The organism is Enterobacter cloacae complex sp. HYC003_NIDB (assembly GCF_056673375.1).
Map to the genome: position 1 here is coordinate 4,602,379 of NZ_CP114220.1, position 16,955 is coordinate 4,619,333.

Annotated in this window: 17 protein-coding genes; 10 read left to right on the forward strand and 7 right to left on the reverse strand. The window is 56.8% G+C overall.

The window, feature by feature from the left end:
• Window positions 1–23: 23 nt before the first annotated feature.
• Together tag and O1722_RS22025 are read left to right on the forward strand one after the other, a co-directional pair.
• A complete protein-coding gene (gene tag, locus O1722_RS22020; protein WP_015569984.1) occupies window positions 24–605 on the forward strand; it encodes a DNA-3-methyladenine glycosylase I in 582 nt (193 codons plus the stop codon).
• Window positions 583–1,023, forward strand: a complete 441-nt coding sequence (locus tag O1722_RS22025; RefSeq protein WP_015569985.1) for an N-acetyltransferase — start codon at window positions 583–585, stop codon at window positions 1,021–1,023. Before tag ends, O1722_RS22025 begins: the two co-directional genes overlap by 23 nt.
• On the opposite strand, the gene O1722_RS22030 is transcribed toward O1722_RS22025, so the two are convergent.
• Entirely contained in the window at window positions 992–3,361 is a 2,370-nt protein-coding gene (locus O1722_RS22030; protein WP_044488942.1) for a molybdopterin guanine dinucleotide-containing S/N-oxide reductase, read from the reverse strand. The two genes, O1722_RS22025 and O1722_RS22030, sit on opposite strands and share 32 nt — an antisense overlap.
• A 122-nt stretch (window positions 3,362–3,483) precedes the next feature.
• Between O1722_RS22030 and O1722_RS22035 the strand changes: the two genes are divergently transcribed.
• The 6 genes from O1722_RS22035 (at window position 3,484) to ghrB (ending at window position 9,536) form a co-directional block, all read left to right on the forward strand.
• Window positions 3,484–4,146: an OmpA family lipoprotein gene (locus tag O1722_RS22035; protein WP_015569987.1), complete on the forward strand. Its 663-nt coding sequence runs from the start codon at window positions 3,484–3,486 to the stop codon at window positions 4,144–4,146.
• A 179-nt stretch (window positions 4,147–4,325) separates the two neighbouring features.
• Window positions 4,326–5,342, forward strand: coding sequence for a LacI family DNA-binding transcriptional regulator (locus O1722_RS22040; RefSeq protein ID WP_015569988.1), 1,017 nt, complete (start codon window positions 4,326–4,328; stop codon window positions 5,340–5,342).
• Between the two features lie 102 nt (window positions 5,343–5,444).
• Window positions 5,445–6,194, forward strand: coding sequence for a sugar phosphate isomerase/epimerase family protein (locus O1722_RS22045; protein WP_033486944.1), 750 nt, complete (start codon window positions 5,445–5,447; stop codon window positions 6,192–6,194).
• Window positions 6,195–6,197: 3 nt separating this feature from the next.
• A complete protein-coding gene (locus O1722_RS22050; protein ID WP_033486945.1) occupies window positions 6,198–7,136 on the forward strand; it encodes a sugar kinase in 939 nt (312 codons plus the stop codon).
• Between the two features lie 117 nt (window positions 7,137–7,253).
• Entirely contained in the window at window positions 7,254–8,534 is a 1,281-nt protein-coding gene (locus O1722_RS22055) for an MFS transporter (RefSeq protein ID WP_001089079.1), read from the forward strand.
• Between the two features lie 27 nt (window positions 8,535–8,561).
• On the forward strand, window positions 8,562–9,536 hold the full coding sequence (gene ghrB / locus O1722_RS22060; protein ID WP_033486946.1) for a glyoxylate/hydroxypyruvate reductase GhrB: 975 nt from the start codon (window positions 8,562–8,564) through the stop codon (window positions 9,534–9,536).
• Between the two features lie 58 nt (window positions 9,537–9,594).
• On the opposite strand, the gene cspE is transcribed toward ghrB, so the two are convergent.
• Entirely contained in the window at window positions 9,595–9,807 is a 213-nt protein-coding gene (gene cspE / locus O1722_RS22065; protein ID WP_003860775.1) for a transcription antiterminator/RNA stability regulator CspE, read from the reverse strand.
• A gap of 243 nt (window positions 9,808–10,050) precedes the next feature.
• The gene (locus O1722_RS22070; protein ID WP_017383576.1) at window positions 10,051–10,761 is read right to left on the reverse strand and encodes a DUF3053 domain-containing protein; all 711 of its coding nucleotides are present in this window, start codon (window positions 10,759–10,761) and stop codon (window positions 10,051–10,053) included.
• Window positions 10,762–11,091: 330 nt separating this feature from the next.
• Between O1722_RS22070 and O1722_RS22075 the strand changes: the two genes are divergently transcribed.
• The gene (locus O1722_RS22075) at window positions 11,092–11,379 is read left to right on the forward strand and encodes an HTH-type transcriptional regulator (RefSeq protein ID WP_003860776.1); all 288 of its coding nucleotides are present in this window, start codon (window positions 11,092–11,094) and stop codon (window positions 11,377–11,379) included.
• Window positions 11,380–11,417: 38 nt separating this feature from the next.
• Here O1722_RS22075 and O1722_RS22080 read toward each other — a convergent pair whose 3' ends face one another.
• From O1722_RS22080 to ubiD, 3 genes are all read right to left on the reverse strand, one after another.
• Window positions 11,418–13,037, reverse strand: coding sequence for an ABC-F family ATP-binding cassette domain-containing protein (locus O1722_RS22080; protein ID WP_033486948.1), 1,620 nt, complete (start codon window positions 13,035–13,037; stop codon window positions 11,418–11,420).
• A gap of 216 nt (window positions 13,038–13,253) precedes the next feature.
• The gene (gene fre / locus O1722_RS22085) at window positions 13,254–13,955 is read right to left on the reverse strand and encodes an NAD(P)H-flavin reductase (RefSeq protein ID WP_003860778.1); all 702 of its coding nucleotides are present in this window, start codon (window positions 13,953–13,955) and stop codon (window positions 13,254–13,256) included.
• 39 nt (window positions 13,956–13,994) lie between these two features.
• The gene (gene ubiD, locus O1722_RS22090; protein WP_033486949.1) at window positions 13,995–15,491 is read right to left on the reverse strand and encodes a 4-hydroxy-3-polyprenylbenzoate decarboxylase; all 1,497 of its coding nucleotides are present in this window, start codon (window positions 15,489–15,491) and stop codon (window positions 13,995–13,997) included.
• A 169-nt stretch (window positions 15,492–15,660) separates the two neighbouring features.
• On the opposite strand from ubiD, the gene rfaH reads away from it, so the two are divergent.
• Entirely contained in the window at window positions 15,661–16,152 is a 492-nt protein-coding gene (gene rfaH, locus O1722_RS22095; protein WP_003860779.1) for a transcription/translation regulatory transformer protein RfaH, read from the forward strand.
• Here rfaH and tatD read toward each other — a convergent pair.
• Window positions 16,149–16,931: a 3'-5' ssDNA/RNA exonuclease TatD gene (gene tatD / locus O1722_RS22100; protein WP_017694739.1), complete on the reverse strand. Its 783-nt coding sequence runs from the start codon at window positions 16,929–16,931 to the stop codon at window positions 16,149–16,151. The two genes, rfaH and tatD, sit on opposite strands and share 4 nt — an antisense overlap.
• Window positions 16,932–16,955: the final 24 nt, after the last annotated feature.

The following is a 16,955-nucleotide window of genomic DNA, read 5'->3' on the forward strand; positions in this document are numbered from 1 at the left end:
CGTATCAGGAAGGGAGATGACCTATGCAACGTTGCGGCTGGGTAAGCCAGGATCAGCTTTATATCGATTATCACGACAAGGAATGGGGCGTACCGGAAACCGACGGTAAAAAACTGTTTGAAATGATTTGCCTTGAAGGCCAGCAGGCCGGACTGTCGTGGATCACCGTTCTGAAAAAGCGTGAGAACTACCGTAAAGCCTTCCACCAGTTCGATCCGGTAGCGGTTGCCGCCATGAACGACGAAGACGTGGAAAGGCTGGTTCTGGATACCGGTATCATCCGCCATCGCGGTAAAATTCAGGCCATTATTGGTAACGCGCGTGCTTATCTGGCGATGGAGCAAAACGGCGAACCCTTCTCAGCATTCGTCTGGTCGTTTGTGGATAACGAGCCGAAGGTGACGCAGGCCGCCACGCTTGCAGAGATCCCAACGTCGACCCCCGCCTCAGATGCCCTGTCGAAAGCGCTGAAAAAACGCGGCTTTAAGTTTGTGGGCACCACCATCTGTTACTCCTTTATGCAGGCCTGCGGGCTGGTCAATGACCACATTACGGGCTGCTTCTGCCATCCGGAGGGCCACCATGATCCGCAAATGGCAAAGTGAGGACACTGCTCCGCTTTTGAGTCTGTGGCTGGAGAGCACCACCGAGGCGCATCCGTTTATCGACGCAAGTTACTGGCAAGCGAATGAAGCGGTAGTGCGGGATGAATACCTTCCCGCCGCCGAGACCTGGGTCTGGGAAGAAAACGGTACCCTGTGCGGTTTTATCAGCGTCATGCAGTTCCAGTTCGTGGGGGCGTTGTTTATCGCCCCGGCGTTCATCGGAAAGGGGATCGGGCGTGCGCTGCTGAACCACGTTCAGCAGCACTATCCGTATTTAACTCTGGAGGTGTATCAGAAAAACGTGCGGGCGGTGAATTTCTATCATGCTCAGGGTTTTCGCATCGAAGACAGCGCCTGGCAGGATGATACCCAACACCCGACGTGGATCATGAGCTGGCAGGCGGATCAAACGCCGTAAGGGTAAGCGCCGGCCCCTCATATTTCTCCACCCATGCCAGCGCCGTATTCCCCGCGCAGCCATTCCCCAGCTTCGAGCTGGGGAGATCTTTGGTCAGCACGTTTACGGCGCCGTTCTTACAAATACCGCCCTCGTCCAGCGCCAGATCCGGCCATGCGCCCTGATGAATGCAGAAAACGCCAGGGCGGATCCCGTCACTCACCACGGCGCCTGCCAGCACCTGCCCGCGCGCGTTCCAGACCCGAACGAGGTCGCCGTGGTTAATCCCCCGCGCCTTTGCGTCATCGCTGTTCAGCGCAATCGGCTCACGACCCGCCACCGCATACTGCTCGCGCAAAGCCGAATAGTTGAGCTGGCTGTGCAGACGATGGGCGGGATGGGCAGACAGCAGCTGAAGCTGCCCCGGCTGCGCATTGCCATGCCATTCGTCCGGCTCCAGCCACGCCGGATGTGGCGGACAGTCCGCGTAGCCAAAGCTGGCGATGCGTTCGCTGTAGATCACAATCTTCCCGCTTTCGGTTTTTAGCGGGTGATTCTCCGGATCGCGACGGAAGTCAGCAAAGCGCACAAACCGCGCATTCTGCTCGCTTTCCGGCATTTCGAAGAGTTGATTCGCCTCCCAGAACTCAGCGAATGGCGGCAGCGTCACGCCCTGCGCAGCCCCGCGCTGGCTGGCAATCTGGTAAAACGTTTCCAGCCATTGCAGATCGGTTTTGCCCTCGGTGAAACGCTCCCGACCGCCCGCTTCCCACATTTCACTCAGGTCGGCAAAGACATCAAAATCATCCCGCGCTTCATCCCGGGGAGCCACGACGCGCTTCATCGGCACCATATGCTGATTACTGTAATCCCCCGTCATGGTGAGATCGTTACGCTCGAACGAGGTCGTGGCGGGCAAAACGATATCAGCATGTTTCGCTGACGCGGTCCAGAAGCACTCCGAGATCACCACCAGCTCCGGTTTCTGCCAGGCGCGGATCAGGCGGTTAGTATCCTGGTGATGGGTGAAGTTGGCCCCACCCGCCCACCAGACAAACTTAATATCCGGGAAATGCCGATCCTGGCCGTTGTGCTGATAAAACCCGCCTGGGTTCTCCAGGGCTTCAACAATGCGTGCCACCGGAATTTTATCTACCGCGTCCACGCCACCCTGCACCGAGCCCTGCATGGAGGCCAGCACCGCGGCTTTTCGCGTCGGGTTGCCGCCGTTAGCAAAGTGATAGGAAAGCCCAAAACCGCCGCCGGGTGTGCCAATCTGCCCGAGCATCGCGGCGAGCGTCACCAGCATCCAGTGCTTCTGCTCGCCAAACTGCTGGCGCTGCATCCCCCAGCCGGACATGAGCATCGTGACACGGCTATGGAATAACGTCGCCAGTTCGCGGATTTTAACGGCATCAACGCCGCAAATCGCCGCAGCCCACTCTGCGGTTTTGGCGATACCGTCGGTTTGTCCCGTCAGGTAGTCGGCAAATTTATCGAAACCCGTGGTGCAGCGCGCCAGAAATTCCGTATCGTGCCAGCCGTTCTCCACCAGGGTGTGGGCGATGCCCAGCATCATCGCCACATCGGTGCCCATATGCGGCGCGATCCACTCGGCGCTGTCGCCGAAGAAATCCAGCGTTTCAGAACGCATCGGATCGATACAGATGATGCGCTTGCCACTTTTGCGCAGCGCATCAAAGTAGGAAACGCCCTGCTCGTCGGACGCATTCCAGGCAATTTTCAGGGTATTGAGCGGGTTGGCGCTCCAGAGCACCACTACCTCCGCATGCTCCAGCACCAGCGGCCAGCTGGTCTGCTGCTGATAAACCTCATTCCCGCCCACGACATACGGCATGATTGCCTGCGCCGCGCCGGTCGAGTAATCGCCCAGATGGCCGGTGTATCCTCCGGCCAGGCTCATATAGCGTTGCAGCAGGGTTGCGGCCTTATGCAGCACGCCGTTCGAGCGCCAGCCATAGGAGCCGGCAAAAATGGACGACGGGCCATAGCTGTCGCGAATGCGTTTATGCTGGGTATGGATCAGCGCCAGCGCGTCGTCCCAGCTCACGCGTACGAACTCATCCTGCCCACGAATACCCTGCGGCTTATCCGGTGACGCCAGAAAGCCTTTACGCACCATCGGCCAGCGGACGCGGGTTTTACTGTGTACCTGATCGCGAACGACGGTCTGTAAGGAGTTGAGATGGCGCGAAGGCAAAGCCCCGCGAGACGACAGCACAGTGTCGCCATCGGTTTCGACCAGCATCGGCCCCCAGTGGGCGGCGGTCAGAATGGTTTTTGTTGAGGTGCTCAAAGCGTGCGCTCCTGGTTGCGTGCAGGTGTTTCGGCCTTTCATTGAGGCAGTTTATCGTTTGTGACAAATTTCAGAGTTATACACTGAATTTTCTCCGTATCCGGACGTCATAATCCACTGCCACGTCCATCGTGGCAAAGAATAAAAAGGATTAAGGAAATAAGATGAAAAAACGCGTACTCGTTATTGCCGCTCTGGTGAGCGGCGCACTGGCTGTTTCTGGCTGCACAACCAACCCTTACACCGGTGAACGCGAAGCGGGCAAATCCGGCATTGGCGCGGGTATTGGTTCCCTGGTGGGCGCTGGCGTTGGCGCACTCTCCTCCTCCAAGAAAGATCGCGGCAAAGGTGCGCTGATTGGCGCAGCGGCAGGCGCAGCCCTGGGCGGCGGCGTGGGTTATTACATGGACGTGCAGGAAGCAAAACTGCGTGACAAAATGAAAGGTACGGGCGTGAGCGTGACGCGCAGCGGTGACAACATCATCCTGAACATGCCAAACAACGTGACCTTTGACAGCAGCAGCGCGACGCTGAAACCCGCCGGCGCAAACACCCTGACCGGCGTGGCCGCGGTGCTGAAAGAGTACAATAAAACTGCCGTGAACGTGATTGGCTACACCGACAGCACCGGCAGCCAGGATCTGAACATGCGTCTGTCCCAGCAGCGCGCCGATTCCGTGGCCAGCTCGCTGATCGCCCAGGGCGTAGAAGCGAACCGCATCCGCACCAGCGGCATGGGTCCGGCTAACCCGATCGCCAGCAACAGCACGGCGGAAGGCAAAGCGCAGAACCGCCGCGTTGAGATTACGTTAAGCCCGGTGCAGTAGGTAAAAGCAAAACGGCAACCCCGTTGCCGTTTTTAGTGTTTGCGCCCTCTCCCGTGGGAGAGGGTTGGGGTGAGGGCATCAGACCGCAACCTCCGGTAAGCGCAGCGCCACCCGGCAAATAGCTTGATTCGCCAGATTTTCCCGCTAAGGTATTCTCACTAAATTCAGGGAAATCAGCGATGATCAAACCAACCCGGGCCACCATCAGCGACGTGGCGAAAGCCGCCAAAACCGGTAAAACCAGCATTTCACGCTACCTCAACGGCGAGAAACACCTGCTTTCCGATGCGCTGCTGGCGCGAATCGAACAGGCCATTGCCGATCTCGACTACCGTCCCAGCCTGATGGCGCGCGGCCTCAAGCGGGGCCGCACCCGTCTGATTGGCCTCATCATCGCCGATATCACCAACCCCTACTCCGTAAACGTCCTCAGCGGCATCGAAGCGGCATGCCGTGAGAAAGGCTTTACCCCGCTGGTCTGTAACACCAATAACGAGGTTGATCAGGAGCTGCATTACCTCGATCTGCTGCGCAGCTATCAGGTGGAAGGGATTGTGGTGAATGCCGTCGGGATGCGAGAAGAGGGGCTAAATCGTCTGCAACAATCGTCTCTGCCAATGGTGCTTATTGACCGAAAAATCCCGGAATTTGCCTGCGATGTGGTCGGGCTGGATAACACCCAGGCGGCTACCACCGCCACCGAGCACCTGATTGAACAGGGCTTCGAAGCCATTTTATTCCTGAGCGAACCGCTGGGCATGGTTAACACCCGCCGCGACCGCCTGGCTGCATTTCGTGCCACGCTGGCGCGATATCCCGGCGTGATCGCCGAGAATGCCGAAATCCCCCTGCATGAAGCCGGGCAGCTGGATAATACCCTGCGCCAGTTCCATACCCGCCATCGGGGTATGCGCAAGGCGGTGATCTCCGCGAACGGGGCGCTGACGCTTCAGGTTGCCCGCTCGCTTAAACGCATTGGCCTGCACTGGGGCAGCGACATCGGCTTACTCGGCTTTGATGAACTGGAGTGGGCAGAACTTGCTGGCGTAGGCATCACCACCCTCAAACAACCCACCTGGCAGATCGGCTATGCCGCGGTTGAACAAGTGGTCCGCCGCATTGAAGGCACCCGCGACGCCGTACGCGAGCAGGTTTTTTCCGGCGAACTGATCGTTCGCGGCTCTACTGCCCGTTAATTTCCCCTTCGTGACAGCGATCATAAATTCAGCATCCCGATCTTTTCTTTGGAACCGGTTCCATCTAGCGTAATACTATCGATTACGCTCTGGAGTCAGGAAATGAGCAGGAAAATTATGGTGGTCACCGCCGCGTATGGTGCGGATCAGGTGCGACAGGCAGGCGGTCAACGGGCAATGCTTCCCGTTATTGCCGGCGCGGGAGCTGATGGCGTTGAAATCCGCCGCGAGCTCTTCAGCAACGACGAGTTAATGGCCCTGCCTGCGCTCGGCGAGTCCATTGAACTGCTGGGTTTACTGGCGTGCTACTCCGCCCCGGCCCCCCTGTTTATGCCCGATGGCACCCTCAACACGGATCTCCCGCGCTACCTTAGCGAAGCCAGCGCCCTGAACGCGCTGTGGCTTAAAGTCTCGCTGGGTCATTTCAGCGACAAACAGCCGCTTGAAGCCCTGCGCGCACTGCTGGATGAAAGCGGCATGACGCTGGTGGTGGAAAACGACCAGACCGACTGCGGGCAGCTCGCGCCGATGCAGCGCTTCAAAGCCGCCTGCCGGGTAATGGCGCTGCCGGTCACGCTGACGTTCGATATGGGCAACTGGCTGTGGGTTGGCGACTCTCCGGAAGAGGCTGCACGTCAGCTGGCTCCCGCCGTGAGCTATATTCATGTGAAGTCCGCAGTCCCGCATAAGGCGCAGTTCCGCGCCGTTGCGCCGGATCAGACCGATTCTCGCTGGCGGGATCTGCTTAATCAACTCCCTGCCGATGCGCCACGCGGTATCGAATTTCCGCTGGAAGGGACGGATCTCACCGCCGTCACCCGCCATTACGTCAACCTGCTGCGCGAGGAGTAAACCATGCACAAGACGCTGGATGTCATCACCATTGGCGAGGCCATGGCGATGTTTGTCGCCACCGAAACGGGCGAGCTGAGCGCAGTGGAGTACTTCATTAAACGCGTGGCAGGTGCCGAGCTGAATGTTGCTACCGGCCTTGCGCGGCTGGGGCTGAATGTCGGCTGGGTAAGCCGCGTGGGAAATGACAGCTTTGGCCATTTTGTTCTCGACTCACTGAAAAAAGAGGGCATTGATGCCACCGGCGTGACCCTCGACGGACGCTTTGCGACGGGCTTTCAGCTGAAATCTAAAGTTGAAAATGGAACCGATCCCATCGTGGAGTATTTCCGCAAAGGCTCAGCGGCAAGCCATCTCTCCGTGGATGATTATCACGCCGCGTATTTCTCCTCCGCGCGCCACCTGCACCTGAGCGGCGTGGCGGCGGCGCTCTCGACCAGCTCGTACGATTTACTGGATCACGCGGCTTCGGCAATGAAAGCGCAGGGCAAAACGATCTCCTTTGATCCGAACCTGCGCCCGGTGCTGTGGAAAAGCGAAGCGGAGATGGCTGAGAAACTCAACCGACTGGCGTTTCAGGCGGACTGGGTTCTGCCGGGCATAAAAGAGGGAATGATCCTTACTGGCGAAAGCACGCCCGAAGGCATTGCTGATTTTTACCTCAACAGAGGGGTAAAAGCCGTGGTGCTGAAAACCGGTGCCGACGGCGCATGGTTCAAAACTGCCGACGGCGAGCAAGGCGCCGTCGCTGCGGTAAAAGTCGACAACGTGGTCGATACCGTGGGCGCGGGCGATGGGTTTGCCGTCGGGGTCATCAGCGCTCTGCTGGAGGGCAAACCGCTGTCGCAGGCCGTGGCGCGAGGCAACAAAATTGGTTCGCTGGCGATTCAGGTGCAGGGTGACAGCGAAGGATTACCAACACGAGCAGAGCTCGGCGTCTAAATTCCCTCTCCCTGTGGGAGAGGACCAGGGTGAGGGCAGCAATCCGCACCAGATAATTAAGCCACCGTGTACCCTACAGACAACGGCGGCAACAACCTCAACAACAGAGGCAAGCCTATGAACAGTTCGACCAATGCAGTAAAACGCTGGTGGTACATCATGCCAATCGTGTTTATCACGTACAGCCTGGCGTACCTGGATCGTGCCAACTTCAGTTTCGCATCCGCCGCCGGGATCAACGAAGACCTCGGGATCACCAAAGGGGTCTCCTCCCTGCTGGGTGCCCTCTTCTTCCTGGGTTATTTCTTCTTCCAGATCCCCGGCGCGATTTACGCTGAACGCCGCAGCGTGCGAAAGCTCATTTTCATCTGCCTGATCTTATGGGGTGCCTGTGCGTCGCTTACTGGCGTGGTGAATAATATTCCTGCTCTGGCGGCTATTCGCTTTATTCTCGGCGTGGTTGAGGCGGCCGTCATGCCAGCAATGCTGATTTACATCAGCAACTGGTTCACAAAATCGGAGCGTTCACGTGCTAATACGTTCCTGATACTCGGTAACCCGGTCACCGTGCTGTGGATGTCGGTGGTTTCCGGCTATCTGATCCAGTCCTTCGGCTGGCGCGAGATGTTCATCATCGAAGGGGTTCCCGCGATTATCTGGGCCTTCTGCTGGTGGGTGCTGGTGAAAGATAAACCAGCCCAGGCGAAATGGCTTTCTGAGGACGAAAAAGCCGCGCTCCAGGCACAGCTGGATAAAGAGCAGCAGGGGCTGAAAGCGGTGCGTAACTACGGCGAAGCCTTCCGCTCACGGAACGTTATTCTGCTGTGCGCACAATACTTTACCTGGAGTATTGGCGTGTACGGCTTTGTGCTGTGGCTGCCGTCGATTATCCGCAGCGGCGGTGAAAACCTTGGCATGGTGGAAGTGGGCTGGCTGTCATCGGTGCCTTACCTGGCTGCGACCATCGCGATGATTATCGTCTCCTGGGCATCGGACAAGCTGCAAAACCGTAAGCTGTTCGTCTGGCCACTGCTGCTGATCGCTGCTTTTGCCTTCATTGGCTCCTGGGCCGTGGGCGCAAACCACTTCTGGGCTTCGTATACGCTGCTGGTGATTGCGGGTGCGGCCATGTATGCCCCGTATGGTCCGTTCTTTGCCATCATCCCGGAAATGCTGCCGCGTAACGTCGCAGGGGGCGCGATGGCGTTGATCAACAGTATGGGCGCGCTGGGTTCGTTCTTTGGCTCGTGGTTTGTGGGCTATCTGAACGGCGCCACCGGCAGCCCATCGGCCTCTTACATCTTTATGGGGGTGGCGCTTTTTGCCTCGGTATGGCTTACTCTGATTGTTAAGCCTGCTAATAATCAACAGCTACCCGTCGGCGCACGCCACGCCTGAATCCTTTTAAAATCAACGGAGATTAGCATGAAGCCGTCCGTCATTTTGTACAAAGCACTGCCTGAAGACCTGCAAAAACGCCTGGAAGAACACTTTACCGTTACCCGGGTCAAGAACCTCAGCCCGGAAACCGTGGCACAGCACGCCGACGCGTTTGCCAGCGCCGAGGGCCTGCTGGGTTCGAGCGAAAAGGTGGATGCAGCGCTGCTGGAGAAAATGCCGAAGCTTCGTGCTACCTCAACCGTTTCGGTGGGATACGACAATTTCGACGTGGATGCGCTAAACGCGCGCAGCATCCTGCTGATGCACACGCCGCATGCCCTGACGGAGACCGTCGCCGACACGCTGATGGCGCTGGTACTCAGCACCGCCCGTCGCGTGGTGGAAGTGGCCGAGCGCGTGAAAGCGGGCGAATGGACGAAAAGCATTGGCCCGGACTGGTTCGGCGTGGACGTTCATGACAAAACGCTGGGGATTGTTGGGATGGGCCGCATCGGTCTGGCACTGGCACAGCGCGCCCATTTCGGCTTCAGCATGCCCATTCTGTATAACGCACGCCGTCACCACACTGAAGCTGAAGAACGTTTCAATGCCCGCTACTGCGAGCTTGATACGCTGTTGCGGGAAGCCGACTTTGTCTGCCTGATCCTGCCGCTGACGGATGAAACGCGTCATCTCATCGGCAAAGCGGCGTTTGAAAAGATGAAGAAATCGGCCATTTTCATCAACGCGGGTCGTGGTCCGGTGGTCGATGAGAAGGCGCTGATTGAGGCACTGCAAAACGGTGAGATCCACGCCGCTGGTCTGGACGTGTTTGAACAGGAGCCGCTGCCGGTAGATTCTCCGCTACTGACCATGCCGAACGTCGTCGCCCTGCCCCACATCGGCTCTGCCACTCATGAAACACGCTACAATATGGCGGCGACCGCCGTGGATAACCTGATTGCCGCGCTCGGCGGTAAAGTGGATAAAAACTGCGTTAACCCGCAGATACAGCAGTAGAAACGAAAAAACCCGCCAGAAGGCGGGTTTTTGAATTTTGTGCTACTGGGTTGGAAGCTTACAGGCTTACAACGTTACCAGCTGCTGGGCCTTTAGCGCCGCTTTCGATGGTGAAGGAAACTTTCTGACCTTCATCCAGAGATTTGTAGCCATCGTTCTGGATAGCAGAGAAGTGTACGAACACGTCTTTAGAGCCATCGTCAGGAGTGATGAAGCCGAAACCTTTATCAGCGTTGAACCATTTTACCAGACCAGTCATTTTAGCAGACATAGAAATTACCTTATTAAAAATATATTGTGCCTTCCGGCTTGATGGATTGCGTTACAGATTTTTAAGCGATGAAGGAAGGGTCACTACGAAGGGTATCTATGGATAACAATCTGGACTGCTTTACTAAACTGCTTTAGGTCTGTGTAACAAACCGACGAACATAGTTATACCGATGTGGTAGATGAATGACAAGCGTTATTTTCATCAAGCATAAAAAAAACCCCGCCGAAGCGGGGGTTTTTCTTATTCCGTAGCAGCGACCGCTGCGCTCCAGGCCTGGCTGAAGGCCTGATGCTGGGACGCGAGCGGCCCGATCAGCGCGTTGTACTGGCTCGCCTGCTGGGAGGTCGGGAACTGGATACCGTTAGAGACGAAGCTCACCTGCGTACCTTGTTCACTAATAAAGTCACCCACCTGAACCAGCTGCTGAGTAAAGACCTGCGCCGCCGGTATCAGCGGTTGCAAGGCGTTTGACGGCTTGGTCACGACTTTCTCATACACCTGGTCATAGACCGGTTTGAGATCCTCGCCCTGCTTCAACGCGGAACGCGACGCATCAGCCTGCATTTTGGCATTTTGCAGCTGCTGGCTCAGTACCCCAAGCGCGCCATTTGACTGGCGCAGCGGTTCGCGCTGGGTCATATAATCCTGTGGAACGCGGATGGCATTCACGCTATCCACTACCGGGCGAATACCGGAATCCATCGCCTGGCTTACCTGCTGTGAATAGCCATACAGAATGGCGTAATCCGACACGAATGGACCAAACTGTTTTTTCTGATCCGCAGTCAGCGTTGGTAAACGCTCGCCGCTACGCATCACTGTATTCTGTAGAAAATCGATAAACGCTTTGCGCTGATCGCCTTCTTTATCGAAACACCCACTCAGGCTAACAACCATCAACAACGCCGCAATAGGCGCAAACCAGCGAGAGCAGGACTTTCCTGTCGCCATTTTATTACTCCTTTCACCCAAAAAGCGCACACCGGCACACGCGTGCCCAACGCTGACAAGGATAGTCCAGGTCAGCCTTGCAAGATAGAGTTTTCATGCAAAACGGGTATTCCCGTTTTTGTACTGACTATTTACAAAAAAATACCTGTGCATCCCTACATATGATTAATCAGGTAATTAGCATAACTATCCATATAGCTGAAACGCGTAAAGCGATCGTTATCGCACAATTAATCACAGCCGTGACGATCCTGTGTCTGGTTTAGGGACTATTCTTAACAGGCTCTCTGATGTTCATGATCCCGATGTGTGATTTATGAGGAGTTCTCAATGGAATTAAAAGATCCTGAGTTTGAGCTGCTGAGCAGCCTGGAACAGATTATTTTTAAAGATGTACCGCCGACGGTTACCCTGAATCAAAAGTCCAATCCTTTTAGTGAATTTGAGCGTTTACGCAAAGGATCGGGCCTGAAAACAGATGAATTCGCAAGAGCGATGGGTGTCAGCGTAGCGATGGTGCTGGAGTGGGAGTCAAAACGTGAAAAACCAACCCCAGCCGAGCTAAAGCTGATGCGCCTGATCCAGGCAAACCCTGACCTTCGCAAGCAGTTAGCCTGATAAAGTTTGTTTGCCCCCGCCCTTGCGGGGGCTTGTGTTTACAGGCTTTCACATCGCCATCCCGTCTCTTCCCACACCAGTTCATGCGTCAACTTCAGCCCTGCCAGAAAGGCTTCATCATGCGACACCACCAGCAGCGCGCCGGGGTAATCGGCTAAGGCCGCTTCTATAGCCTGAACAGAGGCCAGATCAAGATGGTTGGTTGGCTCATCCAGAAGCAACAGCTGCGTTGCCGCTTCACGCCACAATACGCAGGCCAGCGCGGCCTTCAGGCGCTCGCCGCCACTCAGTTCGGCCAGTGGTAGTGTTACTTTCTCTGCGCCCAGCTGAAGCTGCGCTAAACGGGTACGCAGCGCCCCTTCTTCGAGCGGCGTATTGCCCAGGCTAAGGTGTGTCATCACCGACTGCGACAGATCCAGCCGGGAAAGATGCTGATCGAGATACGCACACCTGACAGAGACCTTACAGGTTCCCGTGACAGGGGCTGTTTCGCCCAACATCACTTTCAACAGCGTGGATTTTCCACAGCCGTTCGGCCCGCGTAGCGCCACGCGCAACGGGCCATCCATTCGCCAGTTTATCGGGGAGACAGGCACGTGCGGAACCACCAGTTCTTCCAGCACCAGCACCTGTTTTCCTTCCGGGATTTCACTGCCCGGCAGGGTAAACATCACCGCGTTCTCCTCTTCAACCCGCTCGCGTGCCTGGTTGACCGCAGCGTTCAGAGCATGATTTTGATCGCTATGCTGTTTTTTCCAGGAACCAATACGCTCTTTCGCCGCCCCTTTGTATTTGACCCGTTCAAACGAGGCGATGTTAAGGCTGTCGACCGTGCGAAGCGTTTTGGCTGAACGCCGCAGGCTGTCGTCATGCTCTTTATGCATACGGGCGCGGGTACGCTTGCGTTCGGTGGCAGCATGCTCCAGCGCGGCGCGGGCAGCCAGCTGCTCAGCATCACGCTGGGTTCGATAGCCAGCATAATTCCCACCGTAGCTGCGCAGGCCCAATGCGCTCAGTTCAAGGATACGCGATACCTGGGCCAGCAACTCACGGTCGTGGGAGGCCACCAGCACCCCGCCCTGATACCGGGAAAGCTGCTCGTAGAACCACACGCGGCCTTGCCTGTCGAGGTGGTTGGTCGGTTCGTCCAGCAGCAGGTAATCAGCATCTGCGGCGAATGCGCCGCACAGCAAGGCACGAATGCGCTCGCCGCCGCTCAGCTCTGCCGCGCGTTTATTCGGGTCAAAAGGGGGAAGTTTTGCAGTGATAAAAGCCTGGCTCAGCCGTTCAGCCAGATCCCAGTAACCATCGAGCGTGTCGAGATCGTCGGGTTCATAATGACCGCTGTCGATGCGCGTGCGCGCCGCAAAGATCGCGTCGTAACCAAGCAGTCCGGCAAGAGTCGTATCCGCAGAAATATCCTGCTGCTGCGCCACATAGACGTGTGTACCAAAGCGCTCAATATGACCGCTGGCGGGTTCATCAACCCCTGCCAGCAGCCGCAGAAGACGTGTTTTACCGCTGCCGTTGCGGCCAACCAGCGCGCACACTGACGCATCCAGAGAAAGATTCAGCGGACCAAAAAGGATATCGCCCGTCGCAAACTGACAGGTGACCTGATGCAAAATAAAAGAGGGGGACTGCGCAAAATGAGCCATAAGCACTCCTGAATGAAATCAAAACATCCCCTGCCGACGCGGTGCGTTGAGCAAGGATCGAAATTCATCAGTCGTGTTTGTTCATTTTTGGGGGGCGCTCCTGAGGGCGAAATTTAACGGGAACAAGAATAACGGCAATGCGCCGCCCATTTCAAGGTTAAATTTTCACCAGGCTAATGTCCGAGCGTAAAAAACCCGCCGAAGCGGGTCTCTCAATCAGATAAACGCAAACGCATCGCCAAACAGACGATCTTCCCGCGCGTCACGCTCGTTGCAGAACAGGTCGCGGGCAATTTTTGCCATTTCAAAGCGACCGGCAATATAGATATCGTGCCCGGCCAGCGTCCCATGATCCTGCAATACCGCAGTCAGCACCGTACCGCTGCGCCCGCGCCAGCCCTCTTCAGGCTGCTCGACAACCGGCTCGATGCGCAGGTTTGGATGATTTACGCTCAGCGCTTCCAGCTCAGACAGATCGTAAAGATGCTTCTCTTCACGGCCGCCCCAGTAGATGGTGATATCGCGATTCGGGTTGCGCGCCAGCGCGGTCAGCAGAATAGAGCGGACATAAGAGAAGCCCGTGCCACCGGCAATCAGGATCAGCGGACGGTCTTCGTCTTCACGCAGCCAGGCCTCGCCGTGAGGAATATCGACCACGATTTCACGCTCTTTCAGGATGCGGTCCATCACGGCCATCGCGTACAGGTTAAGCTCAGACGCACCAATATGCAGCTCAATAAATTCCTTCTCTGCTGGCGTTGAGGCCATAGAGAAAGGACGCTTATCACGCTCGTCCATCACGACCATCAGGTACTGACCGGCACGGAATGAGAAGGCCGCTTCAGGAACCAAACGGACGCGATATACGGTGTCGGTAATAGCATCTACCGACGTCACTTTACAGCTTAAGGTTGTCATTCGCTCTCTCTGTCGGGAAGTCTATAGGGCTAAACGGTCTTATTCTGCCTTACCGTTATTCATTATGGCCAGCTCGTCCCAGATCGCGTCAATTCGCGCGGTCACGGCAGGATCTTTTTTGATCGGGCGACCCCATTCACGGTCGGTTTCGCCAGGCCATTTGTTCGTGGCATCCAGTCCCATTTTTGAGCCAAGGCCGGAAACCGGCGAGGCAAAGTCCAGGTAATCAATCGGCGTGTTTTCCACTAACACCGTATCACGCGCCGGATCCATACGCGTGGTGATGGCCCAGATGACGTCATTCCAGTCGCGGGCATTGACGTCATCATCGCAGACAATCACAAACTTGGTATACATAAACTGGCGCAGGAAAGACCATACGCCCATCATCACGCGCTTAGCGTGACCGGCATACTGCTTCTTCATCGTCACCACCGCCAGGCGATACGAACACCCTTCCGGCGGCAGATAAAAATCAACAATTTCCGGGAACTGCTTTTGCAGGATCGGCACGAACACTTCGTTCAGCGCCACGCCAAGCACCGCCGGTTCATCCGGTGGACGGCCGGTATAGGTGGAGTGATAGATGGCATCTTCACGCTGGGTAATGTGGGTGACGGTGAACACCGGGAAGTTATCCACTTCGTTGTAATAGCCGGTGTGGTCGCCGTACGGCCCTTCGGGCGCCAGCTCGCCCTGTTCAATGTAACCTTCCAGCACAATCTCTGCGCTGGCCGGTACTTCCAGGTCACTGGAGATGCACTTCACCACTTCGGTTTTGGTGCCGCGCAGCAGCCCTGCAAAGGCATATTCAGACAGCGTATCAGGAACAGGCGTCACCGCGCCCAGAATGGTTGCCGGATCGGCACCCAGCGCGACGGAAACCGGGAAGCGTTCGCCCGGATGGGCCGCGCACCACTCCTGGAAATCCAGCGCCCCACCGCGATGGGACAACCAGCGCATGATGAGCTTGTTCTTGCCAATCAGCTGCTGGCGATAAATGCCGAGGTTTTGACGCTCTTTATGCGGCCCACGCGTCACGGTGAGGCCCCAGGTGATCAGCGGTGCGGCATCGTCAGGCCAGCACTGCATGATGGGAATTTTGGTCAGATCCACCGCATCGCCTTCCAGCACTTTTTGCTGGCACGGCGCACCGCGCAGGCGTTTGGTGGGCATGTTCAGCACCTGCTTAAACTGCGGCAGCTTGTCGAACAGGTCGCGGAACCCTTTTGGCGGCTCCGGCTCTTTAAGAAAGGCCAGCAGTTTGCCCACTTCACGTAACGCCGTGACATCTTCCTGTCCCATCCCCAGCGCAACGCGGCGAGGTGTGCCAAACAGATTGCACAGCACCGGCATGGCGTAGCCTTTTGGGTTTTCAAACAGCAACGCCGGGCCGCCCGCGCGCAGGGTGCGGTCAGCGATTTCTGTCATTTCCAGATACGGATCAACAGGAAGCGTAATGCGTTTGAGTTCGCCCTGCTTTTCCAGCAGCGCCAGGAAGTCGCGTAGATCGTGGTATTTCATGCAGTTAATCATGGCCTCTCTGTAAGCGCTTCATTATACGGCGTAAGACCGCGTGATGCTGTAATTTTGTTAAATTAGCGTGAACTTCCACGACTTACTCTCTTTTTCGCCATTATAATCACCTTAGCGATCCCGCCAGGGTTTTGGTATGCTTGCGCCCCGAACAATGGGAAGAGTGATTATGCAGGCCTGGTATTTACTGTATTGCAAACGCGGGCAACTTCAGCGCGCGCAGGAACATCTTGAACGTCAGTCTGTTAACTGCCTGACACCCGTGATCACGCTTGAAAAAATGCAGCGTGGAAGACGCACGACCGTCAGTGAGCCTCTGTTCCCGAACTATCTGTTCGTCGAGTTCGACCCCGAAGTGATCCACACCACGACGATCAGCGCCACGCGCGGCGTCAGCCATTTTGTGCGTTTTGGCGCCCATCCGGCAAGAGTACCGTCATCGGTTATTCATCAGCTTTCTGTCTACCAGCAGCCTGAAGATATTACCGATCCGGAAACCCCTTATGCCGGCGACAGCGTGGTGATCACCGAAGGCGCCTTTGAAGGGTTACAGGCCATCTTCGCTGAGCCGGACGGTGAAGCGCGCTCCATGCTGCTGCTCAACCTGCTGAACAAAGAGGTGTTGCAGAGCGTTAAAAACACCGATTTCCGCAAAGTTTAGAACTGCACGCCGAACAGACGACGCACGTTATCATCGGTTTGTGCTGCCAGCCACTGGGCATCTTCTCCGCGCCAGTGCGCCACTCGCTCAGCAATATGCCCCAGGTAGGCCGGTTCATTACGTCGTGATGGCGGTTTGGGCTGCATATCCCGGGGCAACAGATACGGCGCATCCGTTTCCAGCAGCAAACGATCGGCCGGGATAACGGGTAACAGCTCACGCAGTTCCAGCCCACGACGCTCATCGCAGACCCAGCCCGTGATACCCAAATACAGCCCGCGGTTCAGGCAATCCAGCGCTTCCTGACGGGAGCCCGTAAAGCAGTGCAACACCGCGCCCGGCAGTTTCTCCAGCCAGGGTTCCAGTAGCGCCATAAAACGTTCATGCGCATCGCGACAGTGCATAAACACCGGCATCTCCAGCTCTGCTGCCAGCGCGAGCTGGGCGGTAAATGCCTTCTCCTGCTCTTCAGGCGTCGAGAAGTTACGGTTGAAATCAAGCCCGCATTCGCCAATGGCAACCACTTCTGGCGTTTGTGCCAGACGATGAAGCGCCTCAGCGCTTTCATGCGTCCACTGGCTGCTGTCATGAGGATGCACGCCTGCGGTGGACCAGCAGTGTTGATAGCGTTGCGCCAGCTGCCGTGCCTGCTCACTCTCATGCAGATTCGTTCCCGTCAGTAGCAGCCCACCCACGCCGGCGGCAAAGGCGCGCGCCACCACCTCATCGTGGTCTTTCGCAAACTGGGCGCTGGTGAGGTTAAGCCCGATATCAAACATACGTATCCCCATATGACAACCGCC

Bases quoted from the DNA above. Each gene is read 5' to 3' on its own strand.
- O1722_RS22075 (WP_003860776.1), top strand. From the start codon at position 11,092: ATGGAATTAAAAGATCCTGAGTTTGAGCTGCTGAGCAGCCTGGAACAG.
- fre (WP_003860778.1), bottom strand. From the start codon at position 13,955: ATGACAACCTTAAGCTGTAAAGTGACGTCGGTAGATGCTATTACCGAC.
- O1722_RS22040 (WP_015569988.1), top strand. From the start codon at position 4,326: ATGATCAAACCAACCCGGGCCACCATCAGCGACGTGGCGAAAGCCGCC.
- ghrB (WP_033486946.1), top strand. From the start codon at position 8,562: ATGAAGCCGTCCGTCATTTTGTACAAAGCACTGCCTGAAGACCTGCAA.
- cspE (WP_003860775.1), bottom strand. From the start codon at position 9,807: ATGTCTGCTAAAATGACTGGTCTGGTAAAATGGTTCAACGCTGATAAA.
- ubiD (WP_033486949.1), bottom strand. From the start codon at position 15,491: ATGATTAACTGCATGAAATACCACGATCTACGCGACTTCCTGGCGCTG.
- O1722_RS22045 (WP_033486944.1), top strand. From the start codon at position 5,445: ATGAGCAGGAAAATTATGGTGGTCACCGCCGCGTATGGTGCGGATCAG.
- tag (WP_015569984.1), top strand. From the start codon at position 24: ATGCAACGTTGCGGCTGGGTAAGCCAGGATCAGCTTTATATCGATTAT.
- O1722_RS22055 (WP_001089079.1), top strand. From the start codon at position 7,254: ATGAACAGTTCGACCAATGCAGTAAAACGCTGGTGGTACATCATGCCA.
- O1722_RS22050 (WP_033486945.1), top strand. From the start codon at position 6,198: ATGCACAAGACGCTGGATGTCATCACCATTGGCGAGGCCATGGCGATG.
- O1722_RS22080 (WP_033486948.1), bottom strand. From the start codon at position 13,037: ATGGCTCATTTTGCGCAGTCCCCCTCTTTTATTTTGCATCAGGTCACC.
- rfaH (WP_003860779.1), top strand. From the start codon at position 15,661: ATGCAGGCCTGGTATTTACTGTATTGCAAACGCGGGCAACTTCAGCGC.
- tatD (WP_017694739.1), bottom strand. From the start codon at position 16,931: ATGTTTGATATCGGGCTTAACCTCACCAGCGCCCAGTTTGCGAAAGAC.
- O1722_RS22070 (WP_017383576.1), bottom strand. From the start codon at position 10,761: ATGGCGACAGGAAAGTCCTGCTCTCGCTGGTTTGCGCCTATTGCGGCG.
- O1722_RS22030 (WP_044488942.1), bottom strand. From the start codon at position 3,361: ATGAAAGGCCGAAACACCTGCACGCAACCAGGAGCGCACGCTTTGAGC.
- O1722_RS22025 (WP_015569985.1), top strand. From the start codon at position 583: ATGATCCGCAAATGGCAAAGTGAGGACACTGCTCCGCTTTTGAGTCTG.
- O1722_RS22035 (WP_015569987.1), top strand. From the start codon at position 3,484: ATGAAAAAACGCGTACTCGTTATTGCCGCTCTGGTGAGCGGCGCACTG.